General features: G+C 41.9%; 28 protein-coding genes and 1 pseudogene. 26 read left to right on the top strand and 3 right to left on the bottom strand.

Going from position 1 to position 24,408, the window contains the following annotated elements; all coding sequences use genetic code 11:
• Positions 1-5: 5 nt before the first annotated feature.
• The 8 genes and pseudogenes from J1C86_RS08570 to J1C86_RS08535 form a co-directional block, all read left to right on the top strand.
• Positions 6-605: pseudogene (locus J1C86_RS08570) on the top strand (ATP-dependent Clp protease proteolytic subunit); the annotation flags it as partial.
• Positions 606-765: 160 nt separating this feature from the next.
• The gene (locus J1C86_RS08565; protein WP_002894676.1) at positions 766-1,035 is read left to right on the top strand and encodes a YlbG family protein; all 270 of its coding nucleotides are present in this window, start codon (positions 766-768) and stop codon (positions 1,033-1,035) included.
• Positions 1,036-1,123: 88 nt separating this feature from the next.
• A complete protein-coding gene (locus tag J1C86_RS08560; protein ID WP_125405428.1) occupies positions 1,124-2,284 on the top strand; it encodes an ABC transporter substrate-binding protein in 1,161 nt (386 codons plus the stop codon).
• Between the two features lie 241 nt (positions 2,285-2,525).
• A complete protein-coding gene (locus J1C86_RS08555; protein WP_002897070.1) occupies positions 2,526-3,395 on the top strand; it encodes a branched-chain amino acid ABC transporter permease in 870 nt (289 codons plus the stop codon).
• Positions 3,396-3,398: 3 nt separating this feature from the next.
• Complete coding sequence (locus J1C86_RS08550; RefSeq protein WP_002913099.1) at positions 3,399-4,352, top strand: branched-chain amino acid ABC transporter permease; 954 nt, start codon at positions 3,399-3,401, stop codon at positions 4,350-4,352.
• A complete protein-coding gene (locus J1C86_RS08545; RefSeq protein WP_002913262.1) occupies positions 4,352-5,116 on the top strand; it encodes an ABC transporter ATP-binding protein in 765 nt (254 codons plus the stop codon). The genes J1C86_RS08550 and J1C86_RS08545 overlap by 1 nt, the downstream gene beginning before the upstream one ends.
• Positions 5,116-5,826, top strand: a complete 711-nt coding sequence (locus tag J1C86_RS08540; RefSeq protein WP_002894681.1) for an ABC transporter ATP-binding protein — start codon at positions 5,116-5,118, stop codon at positions 5,824-5,826. Before J1C86_RS08545 ends, J1C86_RS08540 begins: the two co-directional genes overlap by 1 nt.
• Before the next feature lie 323 nt (positions 5,827-6,149).
• Positions 6,150-6,806, top strand: a complete 657-nt coding sequence (locus tag J1C86_RS08535) for a CBS domain-containing protein (protein ID WP_125405425.1) — start codon at positions 6,150-6,152, stop codon at positions 6,804-6,806.
• Positions 6,807-6,838: 32 nt separating this feature from the next.
• On the opposite strand, the gene J1C86_RS08530 is transcribed toward J1C86_RS08535, so the two are convergent.
• Positions 6,839-7,726 (bottom strand): YitT family protein, encoded by an 888-nt coding sequence (locus tag J1C86_RS08530; protein ID WP_125405422.1) that lies wholly within the window; start codon positions 7,724-7,726, stop codon positions 6,839-6,841.
• A gap of 312 nt (positions 7,727-8,038) precedes the next feature.
• Here J1C86_RS08530 and tmk point away from each other — a divergent pair, with 312 nt between their 5' ends.
• The 12 genes from tmk (at position 8,039) to nth (ending at position 17,729) form a co-directional block, all read left to right on the top strand.
• A complete protein-coding gene (tmk, locus tag J1C86_RS08525) occupies positions 8,039-8,677 on the top strand; it encodes a dTMP kinase (protein WP_125405419.1) in 639 nt (212 codons plus the stop codon).
• Positions 8,674-9,564, top strand: a complete 891-nt coding sequence (locus J1C86_RS08520; RefSeq protein ID WP_125405416.1) for a DNA polymerase III subunit delta' — start codon at positions 8,674-8,676, stop codon at positions 9,562-9,564. The genes tmk and J1C86_RS08520 overlap by 4 nt, the downstream gene beginning before the upstream one ends.
• A 24-nt stretch (positions 9,565-9,588) precedes the next feature.
• Positions 9,589-9,906 (top strand): DNA replication initiation control protein YabA, encoded by a 318-nt coding sequence (gene yabA / locus J1C86_RS08515; RefSeq protein ID WP_002894690.1) that lies wholly within the window; start codon positions 9,589-9,591, stop codon positions 9,904-9,906.
• A 2-nt stretch (positions 9,907-9,908) separates the two neighbouring features.
• Positions 9,909-10,778, top strand: coding sequence for a 16S rRNA (cytidine(1402)-2'-O)-methyltransferase (gene rsmI / locus J1C86_RS08510; protein ID WP_125405413.1), 870 nt, complete (start codon positions 9,909-9,911; stop codon positions 10,776-10,778).
• Between the two features lie 83 nt (positions 10,779-10,861).
• The gene (locus tag J1C86_RS08505; RefSeq protein ID WP_125405410.1) at positions 10,862-11,722 is read left to right on the top strand and encodes a DNA adenine methylase; all 861 of its coding nucleotides are present in this window, start codon (positions 10,862-10,864) and stop codon (positions 11,720-11,722) included.
• The gene (locus tag J1C86_RS08500; RefSeq protein WP_125355897.1) at positions 11,715-12,512 is read left to right on the top strand and encodes a DNA-methyltransferase; all 798 of its coding nucleotides are present in this window, start codon (positions 11,715-11,717) and stop codon (positions 12,510-12,512) included. The genes J1C86_RS08505 and J1C86_RS08500 overlap by 8 nt, the downstream gene beginning before the upstream one ends.
• Positions 12,509-13,111 (top strand): PD-(D/E)XK nuclease superfamily protein, encoded by a 603-nt coding sequence (locus J1C86_RS08495; RefSeq protein ID WP_101771663.1) that lies wholly within the window; start codon positions 12,509-12,511, stop codon positions 13,109-13,111. Before J1C86_RS08500 ends, J1C86_RS08495 begins: the two co-directional genes overlap by 4 nt.
• Positions 13,108-14,034, top strand: a complete 927-nt coding sequence (locus J1C86_RS08490) for a type II restriction endonuclease (RefSeq protein WP_125409731.1) — start codon at positions 13,108-13,110, stop codon at positions 14,032-14,034. Before J1C86_RS08495 ends, J1C86_RS08490 begins: the two co-directional genes overlap by 4 nt.
• 203 nt (positions 14,035-14,237) lie before the next feature.
• The gene (gene serC, locus J1C86_RS08485) at positions 14,238-15,329 is read left to right on the top strand and encodes a 3-phosphoserine/phosphohydroxythreonine transaminase (protein WP_125405404.1); all 1,092 of its coding nucleotides are present in this window, start codon (positions 14,238-14,240) and stop codon (positions 15,327-15,329) included.
• Between the two features lie 12 nt (positions 15,330-15,341).
• Positions 15,342-16,517 carry a 3-phosphoglycerate dehydrogenase family protein gene (locus J1C86_RS08480; protein WP_125405401.1) on the top strand — a complete coding sequence of 392 codons (1,176 nt, stop codon included), beginning with the start codon at positions 15,342-15,344 and terminating at the stop codon, positions 16,515-16,517.
• A gap of 134 nt (positions 16,518-16,651) precedes the next feature.
• On the top strand, positions 16,652-17,005 hold the full coding sequence (locus J1C86_RS08475; protein WP_002913274.1) for an arsenate reductase family protein: 354 nt from the start codon (positions 16,652-16,654) through the stop codon (positions 17,003-17,005).
• Positions 17,006-17,099: 94 nt separating this feature from the next.
• Positions 17,100-17,729, top strand: a complete 630-nt coding sequence (gene nth, locus J1C86_RS08470) for an endonuclease III (RefSeq protein WP_125405398.1) — start codon at positions 17,100-17,102, stop codon at positions 17,727-17,729.
• A 27-nt stretch (positions 17,730-17,756) separates the two neighbouring features.
• Here the strand turns inward: nth and J1C86_RS08465 are convergent, their stop codons facing one another.
• Together J1C86_RS08465 and J1C86_RS08460 are read right to left on the bottom strand one after the other, a co-directional pair.
• Complete coding sequence (locus J1C86_RS08465) at positions 17,757-18,143, bottom strand: bleomycin resistance protein (protein ID WP_125405396.1); 387 nt, start codon at positions 18,141-18,143, stop codon at positions 17,757-17,759.
• Positions 18,144-18,154: 11 nt separating this feature from the next.
• Positions 18,155-18,982, bottom strand: a complete 828-nt coding sequence (locus tag J1C86_RS08460; protein WP_125405393.1) for an exodeoxyribonuclease III — start codon at positions 18,980-18,982, stop codon at positions 18,155-18,157.
• A 138-nt stretch (positions 18,983-19,120) separates the two neighbouring features.
• Here J1C86_RS08460 and J1C86_RS08455 point away from each other — a divergent pair, with 138 nt between their 5' ends.
• From J1C86_RS08455 to J1C86_RS08430, 6 genes are all read left to right on the top strand, one after another.
• Positions 19,121-19,576, top strand: a complete 456-nt coding sequence (locus tag J1C86_RS08455; RefSeq protein ID WP_002903222.1) for a DUF3290 family protein — start codon at positions 19,121-19,123, stop codon at positions 19,574-19,576.
• On the top strand, positions 19,573-20,205 hold the full coding sequence (locus tag J1C86_RS08450; RefSeq protein ID WP_002909170.1) for a DUF421 domain-containing protein: 633 nt from the start codon (positions 19,573-19,575) through the stop codon (positions 20,203-20,205). The genes J1C86_RS08455 and J1C86_RS08450 overlap by 4 nt, the downstream gene beginning before the upstream one ends.
• A 127-nt stretch (positions 20,206-20,332) precedes the next feature.
• Positions 20,333-22,330 (top strand): methionine--tRNA ligase, encoded by a 1,998-nt coding sequence (gene metG, locus J1C86_RS08445; protein WP_125405390.1) that lies wholly within the window; start codon positions 20,333-20,335, stop codon positions 22,328-22,330.
• 136 nt (positions 22,331-22,466) lie between these two features.
• Positions 22,467-22,601: a hypothetical protein gene (locus tag J1C86_RS08440; RefSeq protein WP_002899817.1), complete on the top strand. Its 135-nt coding sequence runs from the start codon at positions 22,467-22,469 to the stop codon at positions 22,599-22,601.
• A gap of 4 nt (positions 22,602-22,605) precedes the next feature.
• On the top strand, positions 22,606-23,262 hold the full coding sequence (locus tag J1C86_RS08435) for a DUF4230 domain-containing protein (RefSeq protein ID WP_125405387.1): 657 nt from the start codon (positions 22,606-22,608) through the stop codon (positions 23,260-23,262).
• A gap of 216 nt (positions 23,263-23,478) precedes the next feature.
• The gene (locus J1C86_RS08430; protein WP_125409279.1) at positions 23,479-24,234 is read left to right on the top strand and encodes a DeoR/GlpR family DNA-binding transcription regulator; all 756 of its coding nucleotides are present in this window, start codon (positions 23,479-23,481) and stop codon (positions 24,232-24,234) included.
• Positions 24,235-24,408: the final 174 nt, after the last annotated feature.

Genomic DNA, 24,408 nt, shown 5'->3' with positions numbered 1-24,408 from the left:
AAAGAGAGAAAACTATGATTCCTGTAGTTATTGAACAAACCAGCCGAGGAGAACGCTCCTATGATATTTACTCCCGGCTATTAAAAGACCGCATTATCATGCTGACTGGCCCAGTAGAGGATAATATGGCTAATTCAGTCATTGCCCAGCTCCTTTTCTTGGATGCACAGGACAATACTAAAGATATTTATCTCTATGTAAATACGCCGGGGGGATCCGTTTCAGCAGGTCTGGCTATTGTGGATACTATGAACTTCATCAAGTCTGATGTTCAGACCATTGTTATGGGTGTAGCTGCCAGCATGGGAACAATCATTGCTTCCAGTGGTGCTAAGGGCAAACGCTTCATGCTTCCAAATGCAGAATATCTGATTCACCAGCCGATGGGCGGAGCTGGAAGCGGCACTCAGCAAACGGATATGGCCATTGTAGCTGAACACTTGCTTAGAACTCGTAATACCTTGGAAAAAATCTTAGCTGAAAACTCTGGCAAGTCCGTTGAGCAAATCCACAAAGATGCAGAACGCGATTACTGGATGAGCGCTCAAGAAACCTTGGAATACGGCTTTATTGACGAAATCATGGAAAATAGCAACTTGAACTAACATAGGAGGAGCCAAAACCGGCTCCTTTTTTGCTGTTTTGAATCTGACAAGCTAGCAAGTTTAGGTGTTTTAAGCTAATCATAAAGCTTTTGAGGGCTAGTTTTTTTGATATATCTTTGCTATAATCATCTAAGAACTACATGGACCGGAAAGGAGTTTTATGATAGAAAGAGAAGAAAGAGTGGGCTTGATTGTCTATCTTTACTATAATCGAGATGCCAAAAAGCTGGCTAACTTCGGTGATATCATTTATCATTCTAAGAAGCATCGTTATCTGCATCTCTATGTCAATCAAGAGGACGCCCAGAACTTACAGGAGAATCTGCCCAAGGAACGCTATGTTAAGCAAGTTCGGATATCTCACATAAAAGAACTAGATCAAAACTTTGTTGGAAGCCTGTATAGAGAGCAAGAAAACGTTATCATCTGATAAAATTTCTATAAAGGGTTGACAATTGTCAGATAATTCGATATATTCTTACTATATCATCAAATAAATCACTTAAGGAGATTTCCGAATGAAGAAAAAATTTGCACTATCCCTAGTAGCTTTTGCTAGTGCAGCCCTTCTCGCAGCTTGTGGAGAAGTATCTAACCACAACTCAACAGCAACTGGTACAGAAATTGGCGATACGATTAAATTTGGTTTTAACTTTGAAGAATCAGGTGAAGTAGCAGCCTACGGTACAGCTGAACAACATGGTGCTCAGTTGGCAGTTGATGAAATCAACGCTGCTGGCGGTGTTGATGGCAAGAAGATTGAAGTTACTGATAAGGATAACAAATCAGAAACAGCTGAAGCATCTACCATCACTACTAGCTTGGTTACCCAAAGCAAGGTAAATGCAATCATTGGTCCTGCGACTTCTGGAGCTACTGCTTCAGCTACTGCAAATGCTGCTAAAGCAGGTGTACCAATCATTACACCAAGTGCGACACAGGATGACCTGACCAACAAGCAAGATTATCTTTACCGTGCAACCTTCATTGATAGCTACCAAGGTAAAATCATTTCTAAGTATGTTACTGACAACTTGAAAGCTAAGAAAGTCGTTCTTTACTACGACCAATCTAGTGACTACGCTAAAGGAATGGCGGATGCCTTCAAGAAGGAATTCAAGGGTGAGATTGTAGCAACAGAAACTTTCCAATCCAAGGATACAGACTTCCAAGCTGCTTTGACAAAGATTAAGGGCAAAGAATTTGACGCTCTGGTTGTTCCAGGTTACTATACAGAAGCTGGTAAAATTGTCAATCAAGCGCGTGGTTTGGGTATTGACCAAACAATCGTTGGTCCTGATGGGTTTGGTGATGCTAAGTTCGTTGAGCAAGCAACTCCTGCTGCAGCTACAAATGTTTACTATGTATCTGGCTTTACAACTTCTGGTGAAATGTCAGAAAAAGCTAAGAAGTTTATTGAAGCATACAAAGCTAAGTACAAAGAAGAACCATCTATGTTTGCAGCTCTGGCATATGACTCTGTTTATATGGCAGCAGAAGCAGCCAAAGGTGCTAAAACTTCTGTAGATATCAAAGACAACTTGGCTAAGCTTAAAGATTTCGATGGAGTGACCGGTTCAATCACTATTGATAAAGATCACAATCCAGTGAAAACAGCTCTGATGATTGGCTTGAAAGACGGTCAAGTAGATACTGTAGAAACAGTTAAAGCGGAATAATAGTTACGAGGCTGGGGCTATCCCAGTCTTTGACTTGTTTTCTATTTCTAGTTGCTTGAGCAAGTTAGTAGATGATTTCTTTATAAATCTACGGATTTGAAAGAGTATTGTTTTATAATCTATTCTTCTTCGTTTCTCAATCAACTATTATTCGTATTTTGGGAGTGGGATGATAAAATCACGACCTAGTCTGCTGATTTTTGTCCCATTCCTTATTTTATTATAGAAAGAGTGGTGTCTAATGCTCCAACAATTAGTCAACGGTCTAATCCTGGGTAGTGTTTATGCGCTTCTGGCTTTGGGTTATACCATGGTTTATGGGATTATTAAGCTGATTAACTTTGCCCACGGCGATATCTATATGATTGGTGCCTTTATGGGTTATTACTTGATTAATATCCTGAAGTTTAATTTCTTCCTTTCTCTCATTTTAGCGATGATTGGGACAGCGATTCTTGGTGTGGTTATTGAATTTTTAGCCTATCGTCCTCTGCGAAATTCGACTCGGATTGCGGCTTTGATTACAGCCATTGGGGTCTCTTTTCTTCTTGAGTATGGCATGATTTTCTTTGTCGGTGCCAATACCCGTTCCTTCCCGCAGGTTATTAAAACAGTACGCTTTAACTTAGGACCGATTTCTATCTCAAATATTCAGTTGCTGATTTTGGGAATTTCGATTTTCCTCATGGTGGCTTTGCAGTTCATCGTGCAGAAGACAAAGATGGGTAAGGCTATGCGAGCTGTATCTGTAGATAGTGATGCTGCTCAGCTCATGGGAATCAATGTCAATCGGACAATCAGCTTCACCTTTGCTCTGGGATCAGCTCTTGCAGGAGCTGCTGGCGTCCTGATTGCCCTTTACTATAATTCATTGGAGCCTCTGATGGGAATGACTCCAGGTATTAAATCCTTTGTAGCAGCCGTTCTCGGTGGTATTGGAATCATTCCTGGTGCCGCGCTTGGTGGCTTTGTTATCGGTCTTTTGGAAACTTTTGCGACAGCGCTTGGACTATCTGATTTCCGTGATGCCATTGTCTATGCGATTTTGATTGTCATTCTTCTAATCCGTCCAGCTGGTATCCTCGGTAAAAATGTGAAAGAGAAGGTGTAAGGTATGAAAAAGAATTTAAAGGTAAATATTTTCTGGCTTGGCCTTGTCTTAATCGGCTACTTGCTGATGACAGTATTGGTTAGTGCCGGTGTTCTTAATGCTTTTTACATTCAAATCTTAGAACAGATTGGGATTAATATTATTCTGGCGGTCGGGCTCAATCTCATTGTCGGATTCTCAGGTCAATTCTCTCTTGGCCATGCTGGTTTTATGGCAATCGGTGCCTACGCAGTAGCCATTATTGGCTCTAAATCGCCAACTTATGGAGCTTTCTTTATTGCTATGTTGGCTGGAGCTATCATTGCTGGTATTGTGGCTTTGGCAGTCGGTTTGCCAACGCTTCGTCTTAAAGGAGACTATCTCGCGATTGCGACTCTTGGTGTCTCAGAGATTATCCGGATTCTGATTATTAATGGCGGTACTTTGACGAATGGCGCAGCTGGTATCCTATCCATTCCGCCCTTTACCTCTTGGCAGATGGTCTATGTCTTTGTTGTTATCACAACTATTTTAACCTTGAATTTCCTGCGCAGTCCTATCGGTCGCAGCACTCTGTCTGTTCGTGAGGATGAAATTGCTGCTGAGTCTGTCGGGGTTAATACTACTAGAATCAAAGTGACAGCCTTTGTCTTGGGAGCAATCACGGCTTCTATTGCTGGCTCCCTTCAAGCTGGCTTTGTTGGATCAGTCGTTCCTAAGGACTATTCCTTTACCAACACTATCAATATCTTGATTATTGTCGTTTTTGGTGGCCTAGGCTCTATGACTGGAACCATTGTAGCTGCAGTGGTATTGGGAGTTCTCAATATGTTGCTGCAGGATGTATCCAGCATTCGGATGATTGTCTATTCTTTGGCTTTAATCTTGGTCATGATTTTCCGTCCAGGCGGACTCTTAGGAACTTGGGAGCTGAGCTTGTCTAAGCTCTTCAAAAAGAATAAGGAGGTCAAAGAATAATGGCACTTCTTGATGTGAAAAATCTAACTAAAAACTTTGGTGGTCTGACTGCTGTCAGCGATGTGACCTTGGAACTCAACGAGGGTGAGCTGGTTGGTCTAATCGGTCCTAATGGTGCTGGAAAAACGACTCTTTTCAACCTTTTAACTGGTGTTTATGAGCCTAGTGAAGGGACAGTGACACTAGATGGTCATTTGCTCAATGGTAAGGTACCTTACAAGATTGCTTCTTTAGGGCTAGGGCGGACCTTCCAGAACATCCGGCTCTTTAAGGACCTTAGTGTTTTGGATAATGTTCTGATCGCCTTTGGTAATCATCATAAGGCTCATGTGTTGGCTTCTTTCCTCCGCCTGCCAGCTTACTACAAAAACGAAGAAGAACTCAAAGCTAAGGCTTTGGAGTTGCTGAAAATTTTTGACTTGGACAAGGAAGCAGAAACCTTGGCTAAGAACTTAGCTTATGGTCAGCAGCGCCGCTTGGAAATTGTTCGGGCATTGGCAACGGAGCCAAAGATCCTCTTCTTGGATGAGCCGGCTGCAGGGATGAACCCTCAGGAGACAGCAGAGCTGACTGCATTGATTCGACGGATTAAAAACGAATTTAACATTACCATCATGCTGATTGAGCATGACATGAGTCTGGTAATGGAAGTCACTGAGCGCATCTATGTGTTGGAGTACGGCCGCTTGATTGCGCACGGAACACCTGATGAAATCAAGAATGACAAACGTGTTATTGAAGCATATCTAGGAGGTGAAGCCTAATGTCCATGCTTAAAGTTGAGAATCTCTCTGTCCATTATGGCATGATTCAGGCTGTCCGTGATGTCAGCTTTGAAGTAAATGAAGGAGAGGTTGTTTCCCTGATTGGTGCCAATGGCGCTGGGAAAACGACCATTCTCCGCACGATTTCAGGCTTGGTTCGTCCAAGTGCTGGTAAAATTGAATTTGTCGGCAATGAAATTCAAAAAGTTCCTGCTCAAAAAATCGTAGCAGCTGGACTTTCGCAAGTACCAGAAGGCCGTCATGTCTTTCCAGGTTTGACCGTTTTGGAGAATTTGGAAATGGGTGCCTTTCTCAAAACAAACCGCGAAGAAAATCAAGCCAATCTCAAAAAGGTCTTCTCTCGTTTCCCACGCTTGGAAGAGCGTAAAAACCAAGATGCTGCAACCCTTTCAGGTGGTGAGCAGCAGATGCTGGCTATGGGACGGGCTCTGATGTCTACACCTAAGCTTTTGCTCTTGGATGAGCCTTCTATGGGCTTGGCGCCAATCTTTATCCAGGAAATCTTCGATATTATCCAAGATATCCAGCGGCAAGGGACAACAGTTCTTTTGATTGAGCAAAATGCAAACAAGGCTCTCTCTATCGCTGACCGAGGTTATGTCCTTGAAACAGGTAAAATTGTTCTGTCCGGAACAGGCCAAGAGCTCCTCGCTTCTGACGAAGTCCGCAAAGCATATCTAGGTGGCTGAAACAATCCGGTGGATTGTTTCAGGTTGCAAATAGGAACTCGCGGTAGCGAGTTTTCTTTAAAATGTCTGGGAGACATTTTTAGGTTGTTGATAGAAAGTTGCGATAGTAACTTAACATTTAGAAAAGGTCCAATGGACCTTTTTTCTTCTCCTAGATGCTTAAGATAGTATAGCTAGCCATTTCCTATCTTCAAATTTTTCCAATCGCGGGATTTTTCTAAATTTTGAAAACTTAGGCAAAGACCTTGGAAGCGTTTGAAATCAGCTGCAAAATAAAGTATAATAAGTATAAGAATTATGGATAGGAAGTAGAGGGAACTTTTATGGCAGTTAAAGATTTTATGACGCGTAAGGTGGTCTATATCAGCCCCAATACAACAATTGCTCATGCAGCAGATATGATGCGTGAGCAGAAACTCCACCGTCTGCCGGTGATTGAGAATGACCAACTAGTGGGACTGGTGACAGAAGGAACGATTGCAGAAGCTAGTCCATCTAAGGCAACGAGTCTGTCTATTTATGAGATGAACTATCTTCTCAACAAAACAAAAGTTGGTGATGTTATGATTCGTGATGTTGTCACGATTTCTCAGTTTGCCAGTCTGGAAGATGCGACCTATCTGATGCTGAAAAATAAGATTGGTATCCTGCCTGTCGTGGACAATGAGCAACTTTACGGGGTTATTACTGACCGTGATATTTTCAAGGCTTTCTTAGAAGTATCTGGCTATGGTGAAGAGGGAGTCCGTCTGCGCTTTGTCACTGAGAATAAGGTGGGGGTTCTTGAGCAGATTATCCGTCTTCTAGTGGAAGAAAATCTCAACATCTCCAATACCGTCAATATCCCACGCAAGGATGGCAAAGTCGTCATTGAAGTACAGTTAGCTGGTAATATAGATACGGCGCTTCTCAGGAAAAAATTTGAAGAGCATGCGATTGAGCTGGCTGAAATTACACATACTGCTGCAAAAGCCTTATAAGCGATAAAAAAGCCTCATCATGGATGAGGTTTTTAACGTACAATAGGTTGTTTGTTGGCATCTAAAGTGAAGCCTTCACCCAAAATCTCATGGGCTTCGGTAATAGTTGTAAAGGCAAATGGATCGACTTGGTTAATTAGTTTCTTCATTTGCTGCATTTCGTTACGGGAAACAACACAGTAGACAATCTGGAGATCCTGCTTGCTATAGAAGCCTTGGCCCTTGAGGAAGGTCACTCCACGATCCAGCTTGTTATTGATAGCTTCAGCAAGTTCTGCCGGTTTGCTGGTAACGATAAGGAATCCTTTGCCGGCAAAACCTCCTTCTGCAATCAAGTCAATGACGCGCGAGGTGATAAAGACAAACATCAGGGTATAAGACACCATGCGTAGGTCTTTGAAAACAAGGAGAACCAAGGTGATGACCACAAAATCAACAGTCAGCATGAGTTTGCCCATGGAAATGCTAGTGTATTTATTAAAGATACGGGCTACAATATCAGTACCGCCAGTTGTTCCGCCAGCATTGAAGATGATACCTAGTCCAATCCCCATAACAATCCCTGTTCCGAGACAGGCTAGTAAAACGTCCCCGTCCAGAGCTGAGAGAAAATAGTTTTGCAAGTGTTTGGAGGCAGGTAGGATTTCAAAAATCTTGAGCCAAGCAGACACGGAGAAGGTTCCCAGAATGCTGAGGTAGAGGGTTCGCGAGCCCAGTAGCTTCCAAGCAATAATAAAGAGAGGAATGTTAATAATCAGGTTGGTCGTCGAGACAGGGATTTTAAACAGATAGTAGGCAATCAAGGTCAAACCCGTCGCGCCACCTTCATATAAATGAAAAGGAATGACCAAATAATGAATCCCAAAAGAAAAAATTCCAGCCCCAAAAATGATGGCCAGTACGTTTTTTAATTTAAACATAACATCCTCCTAAATCTATTTCCAGAAATTTATTCTGAATATATTTTACCAAAAATTTAGCCTTTGTGAAACACTTTGAAAAAATTTTTAAAGTCTTTTCTTATGATGGGCTTTTAGCTTTTTTTTTGGTAAAATAAACAATAGATAAAAAAGAGTGGGATGAAAATAATGAGTTGACGGAATCGGCTCTTATCAGCCTGCACAGTAATGTGGACGGACTCTGCAAAGTAGATTATATCAAGCTTTAGGGCAAGTCTTATCTGCATTTTCTTATAAAGAACAAAAAATAGAAGTTAGAGATTCAAGGTAAAGATGAAAAATGGTATTTTGATTTCGCTGGAAGGTCCAGAAGGGGCTGGAAAGTCGAGTGTTTTGGAAGCCTTGCTTCCTTTTTTGCAAAGTTATGGCACTGGCCTGATTACGACGCGGGAGCCGGGCGGCGTCCAGATTGCGGAGGCTATCCGCGAAGTGATTTTGGAACCTAGTCATACAGCTATGGATGCCAAGACTGAGCTTCTGCTGTACATTGCCAGCCGCCGTCAGCACTTGGCTGAGCGGGTTTTGCCAGCTTTGGAGCAAGGAAAGCTTGTCTTGATGGACCGTTTTATCGATAGTTCAGTGGCCTATCAGGGCTACGGACGGGGTCTGGATGTGGCAGATATTGAATGGCTCAATCAGTTTGCGACAGATGGACTCAAGCCTGATTTGACCCTCTATTTTGATATTGATGTGGAAGAAGGGCTGGCGCGGATTGCTGAGAGCGAAAGCCGAGAGGTGAATCGGCTTGATCTGGAAGGTCTGGACTTGCATCAGCGGGTTCGACAGGGCTATTTGGCGATTCTTGATAAGGAGCCCGAGCGCTTTGTCAAGGTGGATGCCAGTCAACCTTTGGATAAGGTGGTGGCTGATAGTTTGGCCATCATTCAGGAACGATTTGGGAATCCGTCATGAAGATAAAAGATTTACAGCAAAGCCAGCCCAGCTTGTTTGAGCAGTTTCAGCATATTCTTGAACAGGGGCGGCTTAGTCACGCCTACTTGTTTACCGGAGCTTTTGGCAGTTTTGAAATGGCCCAAATTCTGTCCCAGAGTCTCTTTTGCGAGAATAAGCAGGGCGTCTGGCCTTGTCAGTCCTGTCGTTCTTGTCGTTTGATTGCAGAAGAAGATTTTTCTGATGTAACGGTGGTGCGACCGGTTAATAACATTATCAAAACAGACCGAGTTCGGGAGCTGGTCCGAAACTTCTCTCAGAGTGGTTTGGAAGGAAGTCGGCAGGTTTTCATTATCTGCGATGCGGATCGGATGCACGTAAATGCAGCCAATTCCTTGCTCAAAGTCATTGAGGAGCCGCAGAGCGAGATTTATATCTTTCTCCTGACTGCTGATGAACAGCTGATTTTGCCGACGATTCGGAGTCGAACTCAGGTTTATCATTTCTTGAAAAATATAGCTACTTTGCAGCACAGTTTGGAACAGGCTGGCTTGATTAAAAGTCGAGCGGAGCTGCTAGCTGCTTATAGTCAGACTCAGTCAGAAGCGGAAAGCTTGGCTCATAATAGTGCCTTTTTTGAATTAGTCAGCGAATGCGAGCGCTTTGTCAAGGATTTTCAGACTCGCTCCAGTCAGGCATTTCTGCAGGTTTCGCGTCTGACAAAGTTGGCTGATGATAAGGAGAAGCAGGAACAGGTCTTCAAGCTCTTGGAAGTGTTATTTTATAAAGAGATAGCAACAGAAAGCGGTCGACAGGCCTTGGAGCAGCTTTTACTGGCTCGGAAGATGTGGCGAGCTAATGTATCTTTTCAAAACGCTTTAGAATATATGACTTTGAAGGGAAAGTAAAAAGAGGCAGCACAGGAGTATAAAATGGATAAAAAAGACTTATTTGACGCCTTGGATGATTTTTCACAGACGCTTTTAGTTACCCTTGCTGAGGTGGAGGCTGTCAAGAAAAATCTCAAGAGTGTGGTAGAGGAAAATATTGCTCTGCATCTGGAAAATGACAAGCTGAGGGAGCGCTTGGGAGAAGTGGAGAAGGAAGCTCCGACCAAGACCAAGAAAAACCGGGATAATCTGCGTAAGCTTTACTATGACGGCTTTCATGTATGTACGGATTTCTACGGTCAGCGCCGGGAGAATGATGCAGAGTGCATGTTCTGCGATGAATTGTTATTTAGGGAGTAGTGATGCAGGTTCAAAAAAGTTTTAAGGGCGAAACTGCCTACGGCAAGCTTTATCTGGTCGCGACTCCTATCGGCAATCTGGATGATATGAGCATCCGTATGGTCAATACCCTGAAAGAGGTCGACAGGATTGCGGCTGAAGATACGAGAAATACGGGCCTGCTGCTTAAGCATTTTGGGATTGAGACTAAGCAGATCAGTTTTCACGAGCACAACGCCAAGGAGAAAATTCCAGTTCTCTTGGACATGCTTCAAAGTGGAAATGATATAGCTCAGGTTTCAGATGCTGGTCTGCCCAGTATTTCTGATCCTGGACATGATTTAGTTCAGGCAGCGCTAGAAGCTGGAATTACTGTAGTGCCAATTCCTGGTCCTAGTGCTGGAATAACAGCCTTGATTGCCAGCGGCTTGGCTCCCCAACCGCATATTTTCTATGGTTTCCTACCTAGAAAGGCTGGCCAGCAGAAGGAATTTTTTACTAGCAAAAAATCCTATCCTGAGACTCAGATTTTCTACGAATCCCCTCATCGGGTTCGGGCTACGTTGGAAAATATGCTGGCAGTTTATGGTGATCGCCAAGTCGTTTTGGTGCGTGAGTTGACTAAGATTCATGAAGAGTATCAGCGAGGGCTGATTTCAGAGCTGTTGGCCTATACGGCTGAACATCCGCCTAAAGGAGAGTGTCTCTTGATTGTAGCTGGGGCGGAAGAAGATGCTCCACAAGAAATATCTCAAGAGCAGATCCTAGCTGAAATTGATCTTTTAGTTGAAGCCGGCAGCAAAAAAAATCAGGCCATCAAGGAAGTGGCCAAGAAATACGGTAAGAACAAGAGCGAGCTCTATGCGGTTTATCATGAACTAAGAGGAAGTTGAAATCTTATTTCAACTTTTCTTTTTAGCGGCTTCTTTGTTTGGTATGTGTTATAATAATTTCATTACACTTAAAAGGAATAATCATGTCTTTAGACACTAATGTAAAATTAAAATATTATAATCTCCAACCGTTTACCAAGTGGACTGGGGGAAAGCGCCAACTTTTAGGAGAGTTAAGGAGCTATATGCCGGAGACTTATGGTCGCTATTTTGAGCCATTTGTTGGCGGTGGAGCTTTATTTTTTGATTTGTCTCCAGAAAAAGCGGTCATTAATGACTTTAACGAGGAACTGATAAATGCCTATCGCCAGATAAAAAATAATCCAGCTGAATTGATTAATTTACTGATAAAGCATAAAGAGAATAATAGCAAAGATTATTATTTAGAATTGCGTTCGGCAGATCGCGATGGCCGAATTAGTAGGATGACTGGGGTAGAGAGAGCGGCGCGAATTCTCTACATGCTTCGGGTTGATTTCAATGGATTGTATCGAGTCAATTCTAAAAATCAGTTTAATGTTCCTTACGGCCGCTATAAAAATCCAAAAATAGTGGATGTAGATTTACTTTATCAAATCAGTGAATATCTAAATGAGAATGATATAGAAATTTTGCAAACGGATTTTGCGGAGGCAGTTAAGGATGCTCAAACAGACGATTTTGTATATTTTGATCCGCCCTATATTCCGTTAAACGAAACTAGCTCATTTACCTCTTATACCCACGAGGGCTTTTCCTATGAGGAACAGGTTCGGTTACGCAATACTTTTAAGGAATTGACGGAGCGAGGAGTCTATGCTATGCTGTCAAATTCCTCGAGTCCTTTGGTAGAAGAATTATACAAGGATTTTAATATTTATTTTGTGGAAGCTCAGCGAACTAATGGTGCTAAGAGCTCAAGTCGTGGAAAAATTTCAGAAATTATAGTAACAAATTATGACTAATTACGAATATAAGTATGGGGGTGTTTTAATGACAAAACCATACTATAATAAGGAAAGGGCTATTCTGGTTCATGCAGATACCTTTGACTTCTTATCACAAATGAAGCCAGAAAGTATGGATATGATCTTTGCTGATCCACCATACTTTTTGAGTAACGGTGGTTTTTCAAATTCTGGCGGTAACATTGTCTCTGTTGATAAAGGTGATTGGGATAAGGTTTCTGGCCTTGAGGAGAAACATGACTTTAATCGACGGTGGTTACGATTAGTCAGACCTATTTTAAAGCCTAATGGTACTATCTGGATTTCAGGCAGCTTACATAATATTTACTCTGTGGGTATGGCCTTGGAACAAGAAGGTTTTAAAATTTTAAATAATATTACTTGGCAAAAGAGCAACCCAGCTCCGAATCTATCTTGCCGCTATTTTACTCATTCCACGGAAACGATTTTGTGGGCTCGTAAAGATGATAAAAAAGCTAAGCATTACTATAATTATGATTTGATGAAAGATATTAATGGCGGTAAACAGATGAAGGATGTGTGGGTAGGGCCGCTAACTAAAAAGGCAGAGAAGTGGGCCGGGAAACATCCAACACAAAAGCCAGAATATTTATTAGAACGAATCATTTTAGCCAGCACTAAAGAAAATGATTATATACTTGATCCCTTTGTTGGCAGTGGAACAACAGGAGTTGTAGCTAAGCGGTTAGGTCGTAAATTCATTGGTATTGATGCGGAGAAAGATTATTTAGAAATAGCCAAAAGAAGATTGGAGGAAGAGAGATGAAAAAAGGTGGCGTAGGTGGTGCAAATACGAAAACAGGGCTAGCTTTTGAATTGAAGACAGACTTACCAAATTTTATTTCAAAACAAAGTGGATATGAAGTTGTGGAAAATGATTTTGATATTAAACTTGTGAAACGAACAGGCGAGGTAAGAAAAATAAAAAGGAGCTCCACAGCACGGTGGATAGTAAATTTTGAAGGGGAAAAAGTAGCAGAAATTTTTCAAAAACATGGTTTATATCGTTATTTTGATGAAGTAGACCTGAACTATAAAGCGATTATTTCCAAAAAATTGTTACCAGATGATTCCATTTTTGTAATGGATAATAATACAGTTTTTATCATTGAAAAGAAAACGCAAAAAACTCAAGGAAGTGTTGATGAAAAATTACAAACATGTGATTTTAAGTTGAAGCAATATAAAAAGTTATTTTCACCTTTAAATAAAGAAGTTAAATATTATTATTTACTTGATGAATGGTTTTTAAATTCAAATTATAAAGATGTCTTAGATTATATTATAAGTGTAGGATGTTACTATCGCTTTAATTATATTCCTTTAAAGGAGTTTGGTTTACCTATACCAAAGGAGGAAATATGAAATTAGAGAATTATATTCAACTATCATCAGACGAAAGATTACAATATTTCCTCTCAACTCTTTCAGTTACCAACCGTACACCAGAGTACTATGTAAATTGGACTAAGGTTAGACGGGAGACAAAAGAGTTTGAACTTGAATTAAACACTCTAAATTATTTAATTGGTAAAGATAATATTTATGAAGAGGCCTTTAATTTATTTTCAAAACAGCCTGATTTACTGAGGGCTGTTCCTAGCTTGATTGCCAGCCGTGATAAAGTTTTAGATATTCTTTCCTTGGATGAAGATGATAATATGAGTTTTCATCAATTAGATTTTAAGAAGATTGACAAAAGTGATATAAAAGTTTATATAGATTTTATTGACCAAGCCGGTTTGTTGTACTTTTTACAAAAGGAAGCTAGCCGATCACTTGTCGATTATGTCTATGGTGTAGAAGCGGGATTAGATAGTAATGCTCGTAAAAATCGAAGTGGAACGACTATGGAAGGCATCCTTGAACGAAGTGTTGCTAAAGTTTGTCAGCAGCATGATTTAGAGTTTAAATCCCAAGCCACGCCATCTTTCATAAAAGAAAAGTGGAATATAGAAGTACCAGTTGATAAATCACAACGCCGTTTTGATGTAGCTGTTTATTCAAAGGAAAAACATAAAATTTGGTTGATTGAAACAAACTACTATGGCGGAGGCGGCAGCAAACTGAAGGCTGTTGCTGGAGAGTTTACTGAACTGAGCCAGTTCGTCGTCAATTCACCAGATGATGTTGAGTTTGTTTGGGTAACAGATGGATTGGGCTGGAAAACAGCTCGTTTGCCATTAGCAGAGGCATTTGCTCATATTCCATATGTGTTTAATTTGGATATGCTTAAACATGGTTATTTGTATGATTTATTGATGCCAAAAAAATTGATTAGAAACTAAACATTTATCAGCGGTAGTTTTGTATTGATATAGTTGCTTTATTTAAAACTAGATCTAAAATGATTAGAAGCTTTCATAGCTTCTTTTATTATTTTTCTTTATTTTGTTCGTGTTTTCTTAAAAAATTTCCTTCTTTTTAAGAAAAAATAGATATTTTCTAAACTTTGTGATATGATATACAAAATAAATTTTGGAGGTAGGATATGACGATTTACAATTTTTCTGCTGGACCGGCAGTATTGCCCAAGGAAGTCTTGAAAAAAGCTCAGGCTGAGTTTTTAGACTATGCCCAAAGTGGCATGAGTGTGATGGAGCTGTCCCACCGATCCAAGGAATTTGACGATATTATCAAAGAAGCTGAGAGCTTGCTGCGTGAGCTCATGGATATTCCGGACAATTACCGCGTGCTATTTCTGCAGGGTGGGGCTTCTACCCAGTTTAGCATGATTCCCCTTAATCTAGCCCAAGGCGGCAAGGCCTACTACCTAGTAGCTGGATCTTGGGGAAAGAAAGCTTACACTGAAGCAGTCAAGCTGTCTAAGTTCATTCCGTTTGAGCCTATTCTTTTGGCTTCGTCAGAGGATTTAAATTACACGGAAATTCCTTCTTTTGATGAAAAGGAGATTGATCCGCAGGCGGCTTATGTGCATCTGACAACCAATAATACTATTGAAGGAACGGCTATTTATGATCTGCCAGCGACCAATGGCGTGCCGATTGTGGCGGACATGTCTTCTAATATCCTGGCTGCTCAATACCGAGTAGAGGATTTCGGTTTGATTTATGCTGGGGCTCAGAAGAATATCGGACCTGCCGGCGTGACAGTTGTCATCATCAGAGAAGACTTGCTGGATGACGAACCAGTTCTATCTAGCATGTTGGATTACCGCATTCAGGCGGACAATTGCTCTCTTTACAATACACCACCGACTTTTGCCATCTATATGGCCAAACTGGTCTTTGAGTGGGTCAAGGAGCTAGGTGGCGTAGCAGAAATGGAAAAGCGCAATCGTGAAAAATCTGGCCTTTTGTACGACTTCATTGAGCAGTCTGACTTTTATCGCAGTCCAGTCCGTTACAAGGAGCAGCGCTCAGTAGCCAATATTCCCTTTGTGTCTCCTAGTCCAGAGCTGGACGCCAAATTTAACAAAGAGGCTACAGCAGCGGGATTCAAGAATATCAAGGGGCACCGCAGCGTAGGCGGCATGAGAGCTAGTCTCTACAATGCTTTTCCGCTTCAAGGTGTCAAGGACTTGATTGCCTTTATGCAGAAATTTGAAGAAGAAAATTCTTAAGAGAGGGAAATTATGGTCTTTAGTGTCAAAACCTTTAACAATATCAATCAAATCGGGCTTAAGGAGCTGGGCAATGCTTTTCAGATTGACGGAGACAAGTCTGACAATCCGGATGCTTATATCCTGCGCAGTCAAAACCTGCATGGACAGGAATTTCCAAGCAATCTCAAAGCCATTGCGCGGGCAGGTGCAGGAACCAATAATATTCCTGTCAACCAGGCAACAGCTCAGGGAATAGTGGTCTTCAACACACCTGGAGCTAATGCCAATGCGGTGAAAGAGGCGGTCTTGGCTTCCATTCTCCTGTCTGCCCGTGACTATATCGCAGCTAACAGCTGGGCTAATGGTCTTTCTGGTGATGATGTTCCCAAGCAAGTGGAAGCTGGTAAGAAGCAGTTTGCTGGGGCAGAGATTTCAGAGAAGACTTTGGGAGTCATTGGGCTGGGAGCTATCGGCGGCCGTATTGCCAACGATGCCTATCGTCTGGGGATGAACGTTCTTGGCTATGATCCTTATGTATCCATTGAAACGGCTTGGAATATCTCTAGCCATGTCAAGCGGGTAGCGGATATTAAGGAAATCTTTGAGAAGAGTGATTATATCACTATTCACGTCCCTCTGACTGAGGATACACGCGCTACTTTTGATCGGGCTGCTTTTGGTCTCATGCAAAAAGGAACAACCCTTATCAACTTTGCCCGTGGCGAGCTGGTGGACAACGCTGCCCTCTTTGAAGCCTTGGAAGCAGGTGTTATCAAGCGCTATATCACAGACTTTGGTGTAGATGAGCTGCTCCGTCATCCGCAGATTACAGTCTTTCCGCATCTGGGCGGATCGACCGAAGAAGCTGAGCTCAACTGTGCCATTATGGCTGGGAAAACCATTCGCCGCTTCATGGAAACGGGGGAGATTATCAACTCTGTGAATTTCCCTAATGTCCGTCAGGCTCTCTCAGCACCTTATCGGATTACCCTGATTAACAAAAATGTACCAAATATTGTGGCTCGGATTTCAACAGCGGTCAGTGATTTGAATATCAATATTGATAATATCATCAATCGTTCCAAGGGTGATTATGCTTATACCTTGCTGGATCTGGATGAGTCGGACGAAAGCAAGATTCAGGAGCTGGTTGATAAATTTGAGAATAGCGACAATATTGTGCGCGTGCGTTTGATTAAAAAATAACCGAAAATAGAGGTGTTTCTTCATGGAATGCGCCTATACCAGCCGATGAGCCTTTCTCTTGTCGGCTTTTTCTAATGAGTCTCGGCTTGACAAGAAGGAGCTAGCTGGGCTATTATAGGGACGGAGGAAAAACAATGTTACAATTTATCGAATACCCCAAATGCTCTACCTGCCGCAAGGCCAAGGCTGAGCTCAATCAATTAGGAGTGGATTTTGAAGCGGTGGATATTGTCCAAAATACACCTAGCCGGGATCAGCTCCTAGACTGGATTCAGAATTCTGATTTTGAGATCAAGGCCTTTTTCAATACCAGCGGCCTCAAATACCGTGAGCTAGGTCTCAAAGAAAAAGTTCCGCATTTGACAGCTCAGGAAGCTGCTGATTTATTATCGACAGACGGCATGTTGATTAAACGGCCGCTCTTGGTTCGAGATAACCAAATCTTGCAGATTGGCTACCGAAAGGCGTATGAAGAGTTAGGTTTGTAAAGTATTAATAACAGCTGCATTCTCAATCATGTTTTTTGGATGCTTCTTCCTTTCATGATATAATAAATCTATCTCAATCTTAGAAAGAAGAATCATGGTTTTATCAAAAAAACGGGCTCGTCATGTGATTGAAGAGATTATTGCTCTTTTCCCTGACGCCAAGCCCAGTCTGGATTTTCGCAATCACTTTGAGCTTTTGGTAGCGGTCATGCTGTCGGCTCAGACGACGGATGCCGCGGTCAATAAGGCGACGCCAGCTCTGTTTGAAGCCTATCCGAGTCCGCAGGATATGGCTATGGCTGGTGAAGCAGACATTGCTAAATACATCTCCCGCCTAGGTCTTTATCGCAACAAGGCCAAGTTTTTGAAGAAATGTGCCCAGCAGCTTTTAGACGACTTTGATGGCCAAGTACCACAAACGCGGGCGGAATTAGAAAGTCTAGCTGGTGTTGGTCGCAAGACGACCAATGTGGTCATGAGTGTGGGCTTTGGTATTCCAGCCTTTGCTGTTGATACCCATGTGGAGCGCATCTGCAAGCACCATGATATCGTAAAAAAATCGGCAACGCCACTGGAAGTAGAAAAGCGAGTTATGGATGTCCTTCCACCGGAACGTTGGTTGCCTGCCCATCAGGCCATGATTTACTTTGGACGGGCTATCTGCCATCCTAAAAATCCCGAGTGCGATCACTATCCGCAACTCTATAACTTTAAAGACATTTAAAAAGCGAGGTCTAATGACTTCGCTTTCTTATTCACTAAATCTTAAAAAATAACCATCTGGATCCAAAATCGCAAATTCATGGGGATAAATAAAGCTATCTCCCACTCGAAATTCCCTTTTTGTCAAGGGCCGATGGATGGGATAGCCAGCTTCCAGCAGTTTTTGGTGGAGCTGAGGGACATCTTCAATGCCGAAGGAAATATTGACACCGCGCCCGAAAGGATAGGTCAGCTGAGCTAATTCTTCTGCGCTGCCTTCTTCTAGCATAAGTTGGCAGTCTTCAAGCGAGAGGAAGAGAAATTTCTCCTCTGGACGCTCGTATTCGACAGAGAATCCTAGCAGGTCGCAGTAGAAGTGGCGTGATTTTTCGATGTCAGATACTACAAATTCAGGAATGACAGCTTGATAGTCCATTCGTTTTCTCCTTAGAGTTCAATCTCCATGACAATGGGTGTGTGGTCTTGGCGCGCACCGGAGTCAATCATATCAGACTTAGTCACCTTGTCAGCCACTCGGTTGCTGGTCAGCCAGTAGTCGATTCTCCAGCCTGTATTGTTGATTTTAGAAGTCTTGCTGCGCTGCGCCCACCAAGTGTATTGGTTGGGGATATCGCCGTGTAAGTGGCGGAAGGTGTCGGTGAAGCCTTTAACCAGCAGGTTGGTGAAGCCAGCGCGCTCTTCGTCAGTAAAGCCTGGTGAACGGCGGTTGCTGGCTGGATTGGCCAAATCGATTTCCTTGTGGGCCACATTGTAGTCGCCAGTAGCGAGGACTGGTTTTTGTCCATCTAGTGTTGCCAAGTATTCAGCGTATTTGGCATCCCAGACTTGACGGTCATCCAAGCGTTTGAGTCCATCACCAGCATTAGGCGTATAAACTTGAGTGACAAAGAAACCGTCAAATTCCAGCGTAATGATGCGACCTTCAACATCCATGGTTGACGGAGCGCCGATTTCTGGGAAGGTTACGGTTGGCGTCAGTTCTTTTTTGTAGAGGAACATGGTTCCAGCATAGCCCTTGCGGGCCGGCTCTTGGGAGGAGCGCCAAGTGTTTTCATAGTCTGGGAAAAGATTTGTCAAGATTTCCAAGTGCTTTTTAGTCGGGCCTGTCGCAGACAGTTTTGTTTCCTGAATGGCGATAATATCTGCATTTTCTGCTTGCAAGGTTTGAAGGACAGCCTGAGAGAGCTTAGCTCGGGCAGAATCACTGGTCAATGCAGCGTTGAGAGAGTCAATGTTCCAAGAGATGAGTTTCATAAAATTTCCTTTTCTAGTAAAATTTACTGAGTTTATTATAACAAAATTTAGAACTGATTTATAGCAAAGTGATTGTAAGAGACTTGAAAAAGTAGGAAAGATTTTCTATAATAGAGCGAGAAAAAATAGGGGGAAGCCATGAAATTCTATTCTTATGATTATGTTTTGAGTCAGATTAGCCAGCAAAACTGGGTGACAGTTGCACTTTCTGTCTTGCTGCTGCTTGTGACAGGATTTTTTGCTTTTAAGGCCTATCGCAATAAGCGTGATTCAAAATTTCGAGAACTAGCCATCATCTCTGTTTTGGCCTTGGTGGCCATGGTCTTGATTGGCATCAGCAATTTTCAGACTGACCAAGCCTCTAATAACCAGTTTCAAACCTCTCTGCATTTTATTGAGGTTATTTCAGAAGACTTGGGCGTCGATAAGTCGGAGGTCTATGTCAATACTTCAGCCGCAACTGATGGAGCGATTTTGAAGGTCGGAAAGAATTTTTATCGGGCTATGAGTGGCAGTGAGCCGGATAAATATCTCCTTGAAAAAATTGACTTGCATAAGACGACAGATATCGAAATAGTGGAGGTTGAAAAATGACATTGAATTTTCTTGAAATCCTAATTAAACTAGCACTAGGGCTTTTCTCACTCGTTTTTGTCATCAATGTGACGGGAAAAGGCAATCTGGCGCCAAATTCAGCGATCGATCAAATTCAAAACTATGTCCTTGGTGGTATTATTGGTGGGGTGATTTATAATAGCTCCATTAACATTCTTCAGTATGCCGTCATTCTCATCATGTGGACTATCTTGGTCCTGACCCTAAAGTGGCTTAATAACAATGTCCGTGCGGTCAAGCATTTGATTGATGGCAAGCCGACAACGTTGATTCAGCATGGAAAATTAAGTCCCGAAGCCTGCCGTTCTGTTGGTCTTTCAGCAGCAGATGTAGCTTTAAAGCTGCGTAGCCAAGGTATTTTCCAGCTCAAGCAGGTCAAACGGGCAGTTATAGAGCAAAACGGCCAGCTGATTATTGTACAGGCTGGTGAAGAGAATCCTAAATATCCACTTATTACAGATGGTGTTGTCCAAATTGATATTCTAGAGTCAATTGATAAAACAGAAGAGTGGCTGGTGGAGAGATTAGCTAAAGACGGTTACACTGATATTTCGAATATCTTCATCGCTGAGTATGAAAGCGGCAACTTGAATGTTGTGACCTATTAAACCCAGAATATTTTCTAGGTTTTTATTTATGTTTACTATAGGTGACTATCTTTTCGCAAACCCTGTAAAATATGGTATAATGAGATGTTATCAAAAAAGGTTTCATTAGCCTTGAAAGGATTAAAAAATGACTGAAAAACAACCGTTTTATATTACGACTCCCATTTATTACCCATCTGGTAAGCTCCACATCGGGTCAGCCTACACAACGATTGCTTGTGATGTTCTGGCTCGCTACAAGCGTCTCATGGGCTACGATGTTTTCTATTTGACCGGTCTTGATGAGCATGGACAAAAGATTCAGGCTAAAGCTGAAGAAGCTGGTATCAGTCCTCAAGCTTATGTAAATGGTATGGCGGTTGGGGTCAAGGAACTCTGGAAACTGCTGGACATTTCTTATGATAAATTTATCCGGACAACTGATGATTACCATGAAAAGGTTGTAGCTGATGTCTTTGAAAGACTCTTAGCCCAAGATGATATCTACTTGGGTGAATATTCAGGCTGGTATTCTGTATCAGATGAGGAATTCTTTACTGAAAGCCAGCTAGCTGAAGTCTTTCGTGATGAAAATGAAAAAGTAACCGGCGGAATTGCTCCGTCTGGCCATGAAGTGGAATGGGTATCGGAAGAGTCTTACTTCCTTCGCCTCAGCAAGTACCAAGACCGCTTGGTAGAATTTTTCAAATCTCATCCTGACTTTATCACGCCGGACGGTCGTCTCAATGAAATGCTTAAAAACTTCATTGAGCCAGGTCTGGAAGACTTGGCTGTATCTCGGACGACCTTTACTTGGGGCGTGCCAGTGCCATCTAATCCTAAACACGTAATTTATGTCTGGATTGATGCCTTGCTTAACTATGCGACTGCTCTTGGCTACGGTCAGGATGATCACGCTAACTACGATAAATTCTGGAATGGAACAGTCTTCCACATGGTGGGCAAGGACATTCTGCGTTTCCACTCTATCTACTGGCCAATCCTGCTCATGATGCTGGATATTAAGCTGCCCGACCGATTGATTGCTCACGGCTGGTTTGTCATGAAAGATGGCAAGATGTCCAAGTCTAAGGGCAATGTAGTCTATCCGGAAATGCTGGTAGAGCGTTATGGTTTGGATGCTTTGCGTTATTATCTCATGCGCAGTCTTCCGGTGGGATCTGATGGAACATTCACACCTGAGGACTATGTAGGTCGTATCAACTATGAGTTAGCCAATGACCTTGGGAACCTCCTCAACCGTACGGTTTCCATGATTAATAAGTATTTTGATGGTCAAGTGCCAGCCTATGAAGAAAATGTAACAGACTTTGACGGAGCTCTGGCTCAGGTGGCAGCTCAATCTATCGCTGACTACTACAAACACATGGATGCGGTGGACTATCCACGCGCCCTGGAAGCAGTCTGGACGCTCATCTCCCGCACTAATAAATATATCGATGAAACTGCTCCTTGGGTTCTGGCTAAGGATGATTCCAAGGTCAAAGAACTGGCAGCAGTCATGAGCCACTTGGCAGCGAGCCTTCGTGTTGTGGCACACATGATTGAGCCTTTCATGATGGAAACCAGCAAGTCTGTCCTCAGCCAACTTGGCTTGCCTCAAGCAGCTTCGCTGGAAAACCTAGCAATTGACCAGCTCCCAGCAGGCCTGACAGTTGTAGAAAAAGGAACACCAATCTTCCCACGTCTGGATATGGAAGAAGAAATTGCCTATATCAAGGGACAAATGGAAGGCAACAAACCTGAGGTTGAAAAAGAATGGAATCCAGAAGAAGTCGAGCTCAAACTTAACCGCAAGGAAATCAAGTTTGACGACTTTGATAAGGTAGAAATCCGTGTTGCAGAAGTCAAAGAGGTTTCTAAAGTTGAAGGTTCTGACAAGCTTCTTCAGTTCCGCTTGGATGCTGGTGACGGTGAAGACCGCCAAATCCTCTCTGGTATTGCTAAATACTATCCAAACGAGCAAGAACTGGTCGGTAAGAAAGTCCAAATCGTAGCCAACCTCAAACCGCGCAAAATGATGGGCCGCATCAGCCAAGGTATGATTCTATCAGCCGAGCACGGCGACCAACTGACTCTCCTTACAGTGGATGAGAAAGTCCCAAATGGAAGTTTGATTGGATAACAATCTTTGATTTAATGACAATCCCCCAGCAGGAGGCTGCTGGGGGATTTTTGGTGTAATAATCTCTTTGAAACCGCTTGACAAAAGGTATATATATTTGTATAATTTTTATTGAAAAAGTTTTAGGAGTTATATTATGAAAATAGTAAAAATTGCATCACTTGTTTTGTTGTTGCTTTTAATTGTCATTCTCTTTCCGCTGAATCCTTATTTGGCAGCTTTTCTGGCTATCATCAGTCTTGGAGCAGCATTTTTGATTCGGAGGAAGTAATATAATGAAAATAGTTAAGGATTTCATAAAAAAAGTTTTGGGGGCTAAGGTTTACATATGGATTGTGGTAGCCGTTCTTGCTATCTTTTTTGTTGTTGCGAAAACTTATAATATCATTGGATTTTTCCAAGGTAAAAATGCTTCAGATGAGCGAAGCCAAATCTATACTCAAATCACTCGCTTAGAGAAAGTCAACGAAAGTGTTTTTTTGGATATAGGGATTCAAAAGGTTGAAACGATTGAGAAAGATAAAAAGATTCCTGGTACCAATATCAGTATTCCACTGTCTGTTAAGAAAGCTATTATTATTCTTAATTATACGGCTAAATTTGGAATTAAAGAAGGAATTAAGATTAAGAAAATTGCTGAACATGAGTACGAGCTAACTATACCTAAATATGAAGTCATAGGTGTAGAGGTCTCAGATAATCCCAAAGATCGATATAAACTCTATGATATGAGTGGACAGCTGTTGAGCGGTTCAACAGAAAATATTGATACTGGAGAGCATGTTGCTAAATCTCTTAGCAATAAAGAACAAGAAGGGTATATTAAACAGTATAAAAATCTTATTACGGAATCGGCAGAACACTATTATACAAATATCGTGACTAGTATTGACCCAGATGCTAAAGTGACCTTTAAAAATGTAAACCAATAGGAAACAAAATTTCTTTATAGTGATACAGTTTGGCATATAGTGAAATATATCGTTCTATCAACTGGAGAAAGCATCTTGCACATCATTGCAAGGTGCTTTTTTATGTCCCATACCATATCGCAAACCCTCAATTTTGTTTAAAACAAACAAATAATATGGAAAAAAACAGAAAAATGAGTTATAATAAACAAAACTAGAGTGTAGAGAGGCTAAAGTATGGGTAAAAATCAGAGACAGGACGAAATAGTTAAGCTGGTGGATCGAGCTGGGACAGTGACGGTTGCTGAGATTGTCGAGACTATGAAGGTCTCAGACATGACGGTTCGGCGGGACTTGATTGAGCTGGAAAGTAAAGGGCTGCTGACTCGTGTTCACGGTGGGGCTAAAAGTAATCAGCACCTCAAGTATAGAGAAATCCCTCATGAAGAGAAGCTTTATCAGAATATTGAGGCCAAGCGGACTGTGGCCAAGAAGGCTGTGGAGCTGATTGAAGATGGCGATACTATTTTTCTTGGGCCGGGGACTTCTGTGGAAGTGCTGGCTGAGGAAATCACCAATAAACATCTGCGCGTGATTACCAATTGTCTGCCGATTTTTCGCGATCTTTTGAAGAAGAAGTCGGATACCTTCAAAGTTTTTCTCCTGGGTGGGGAGATGCGGGAAGCGACTCAAGCCTTTGTCGGCGAGATGACCAATGCCATCATGGATAAGATGTACTTTACTAAGATGTTTTTCAGTGGCAATGGAATCAAAAACGGACAGATTATGACCTCTTCTTTTGAAGAAGCCTACACCCAGAAGCTAGCTTTGGAGCGCTCGACAGAGACCTACCTACTGATTGATTCTTCTAAGATTGGCAAGGAAGATTTCACTTCTATCTGCCCTTTGGCTGATATTACAGCTGTTATCACAGACCAGATGTCTGAAAATGCTCAAGAAGAACTGGAGGTTTATACCAAGATTATTTCCTAGTTTATTTTAAATGGATGAAAAAATTATCAGAAAGCTCTTTTTAGGGCTTTTTTGTTTATTTTAATCATCTTCAAAAATATTTTGATTAAAATAAACAAAAAACTGTTGACAAATAACTTTTAAAGGAGTATAGTATGCTTATAGGAAACAGAAAGTGTTTTTTATAAACAATAT

The organism is Streptococcus sanguinis (assembly GCF_050220005.1).
GTDB lineage: Bacteria > Bacillota > Bacilli > Lactobacillales > Streptococcaceae > Streptococcus > Streptococcus sanguinis_Z.
Note: the sequence above shows the minus strand (reverse complement) of the source record. Positions and strands in the feature narration are given on the sequence as shown.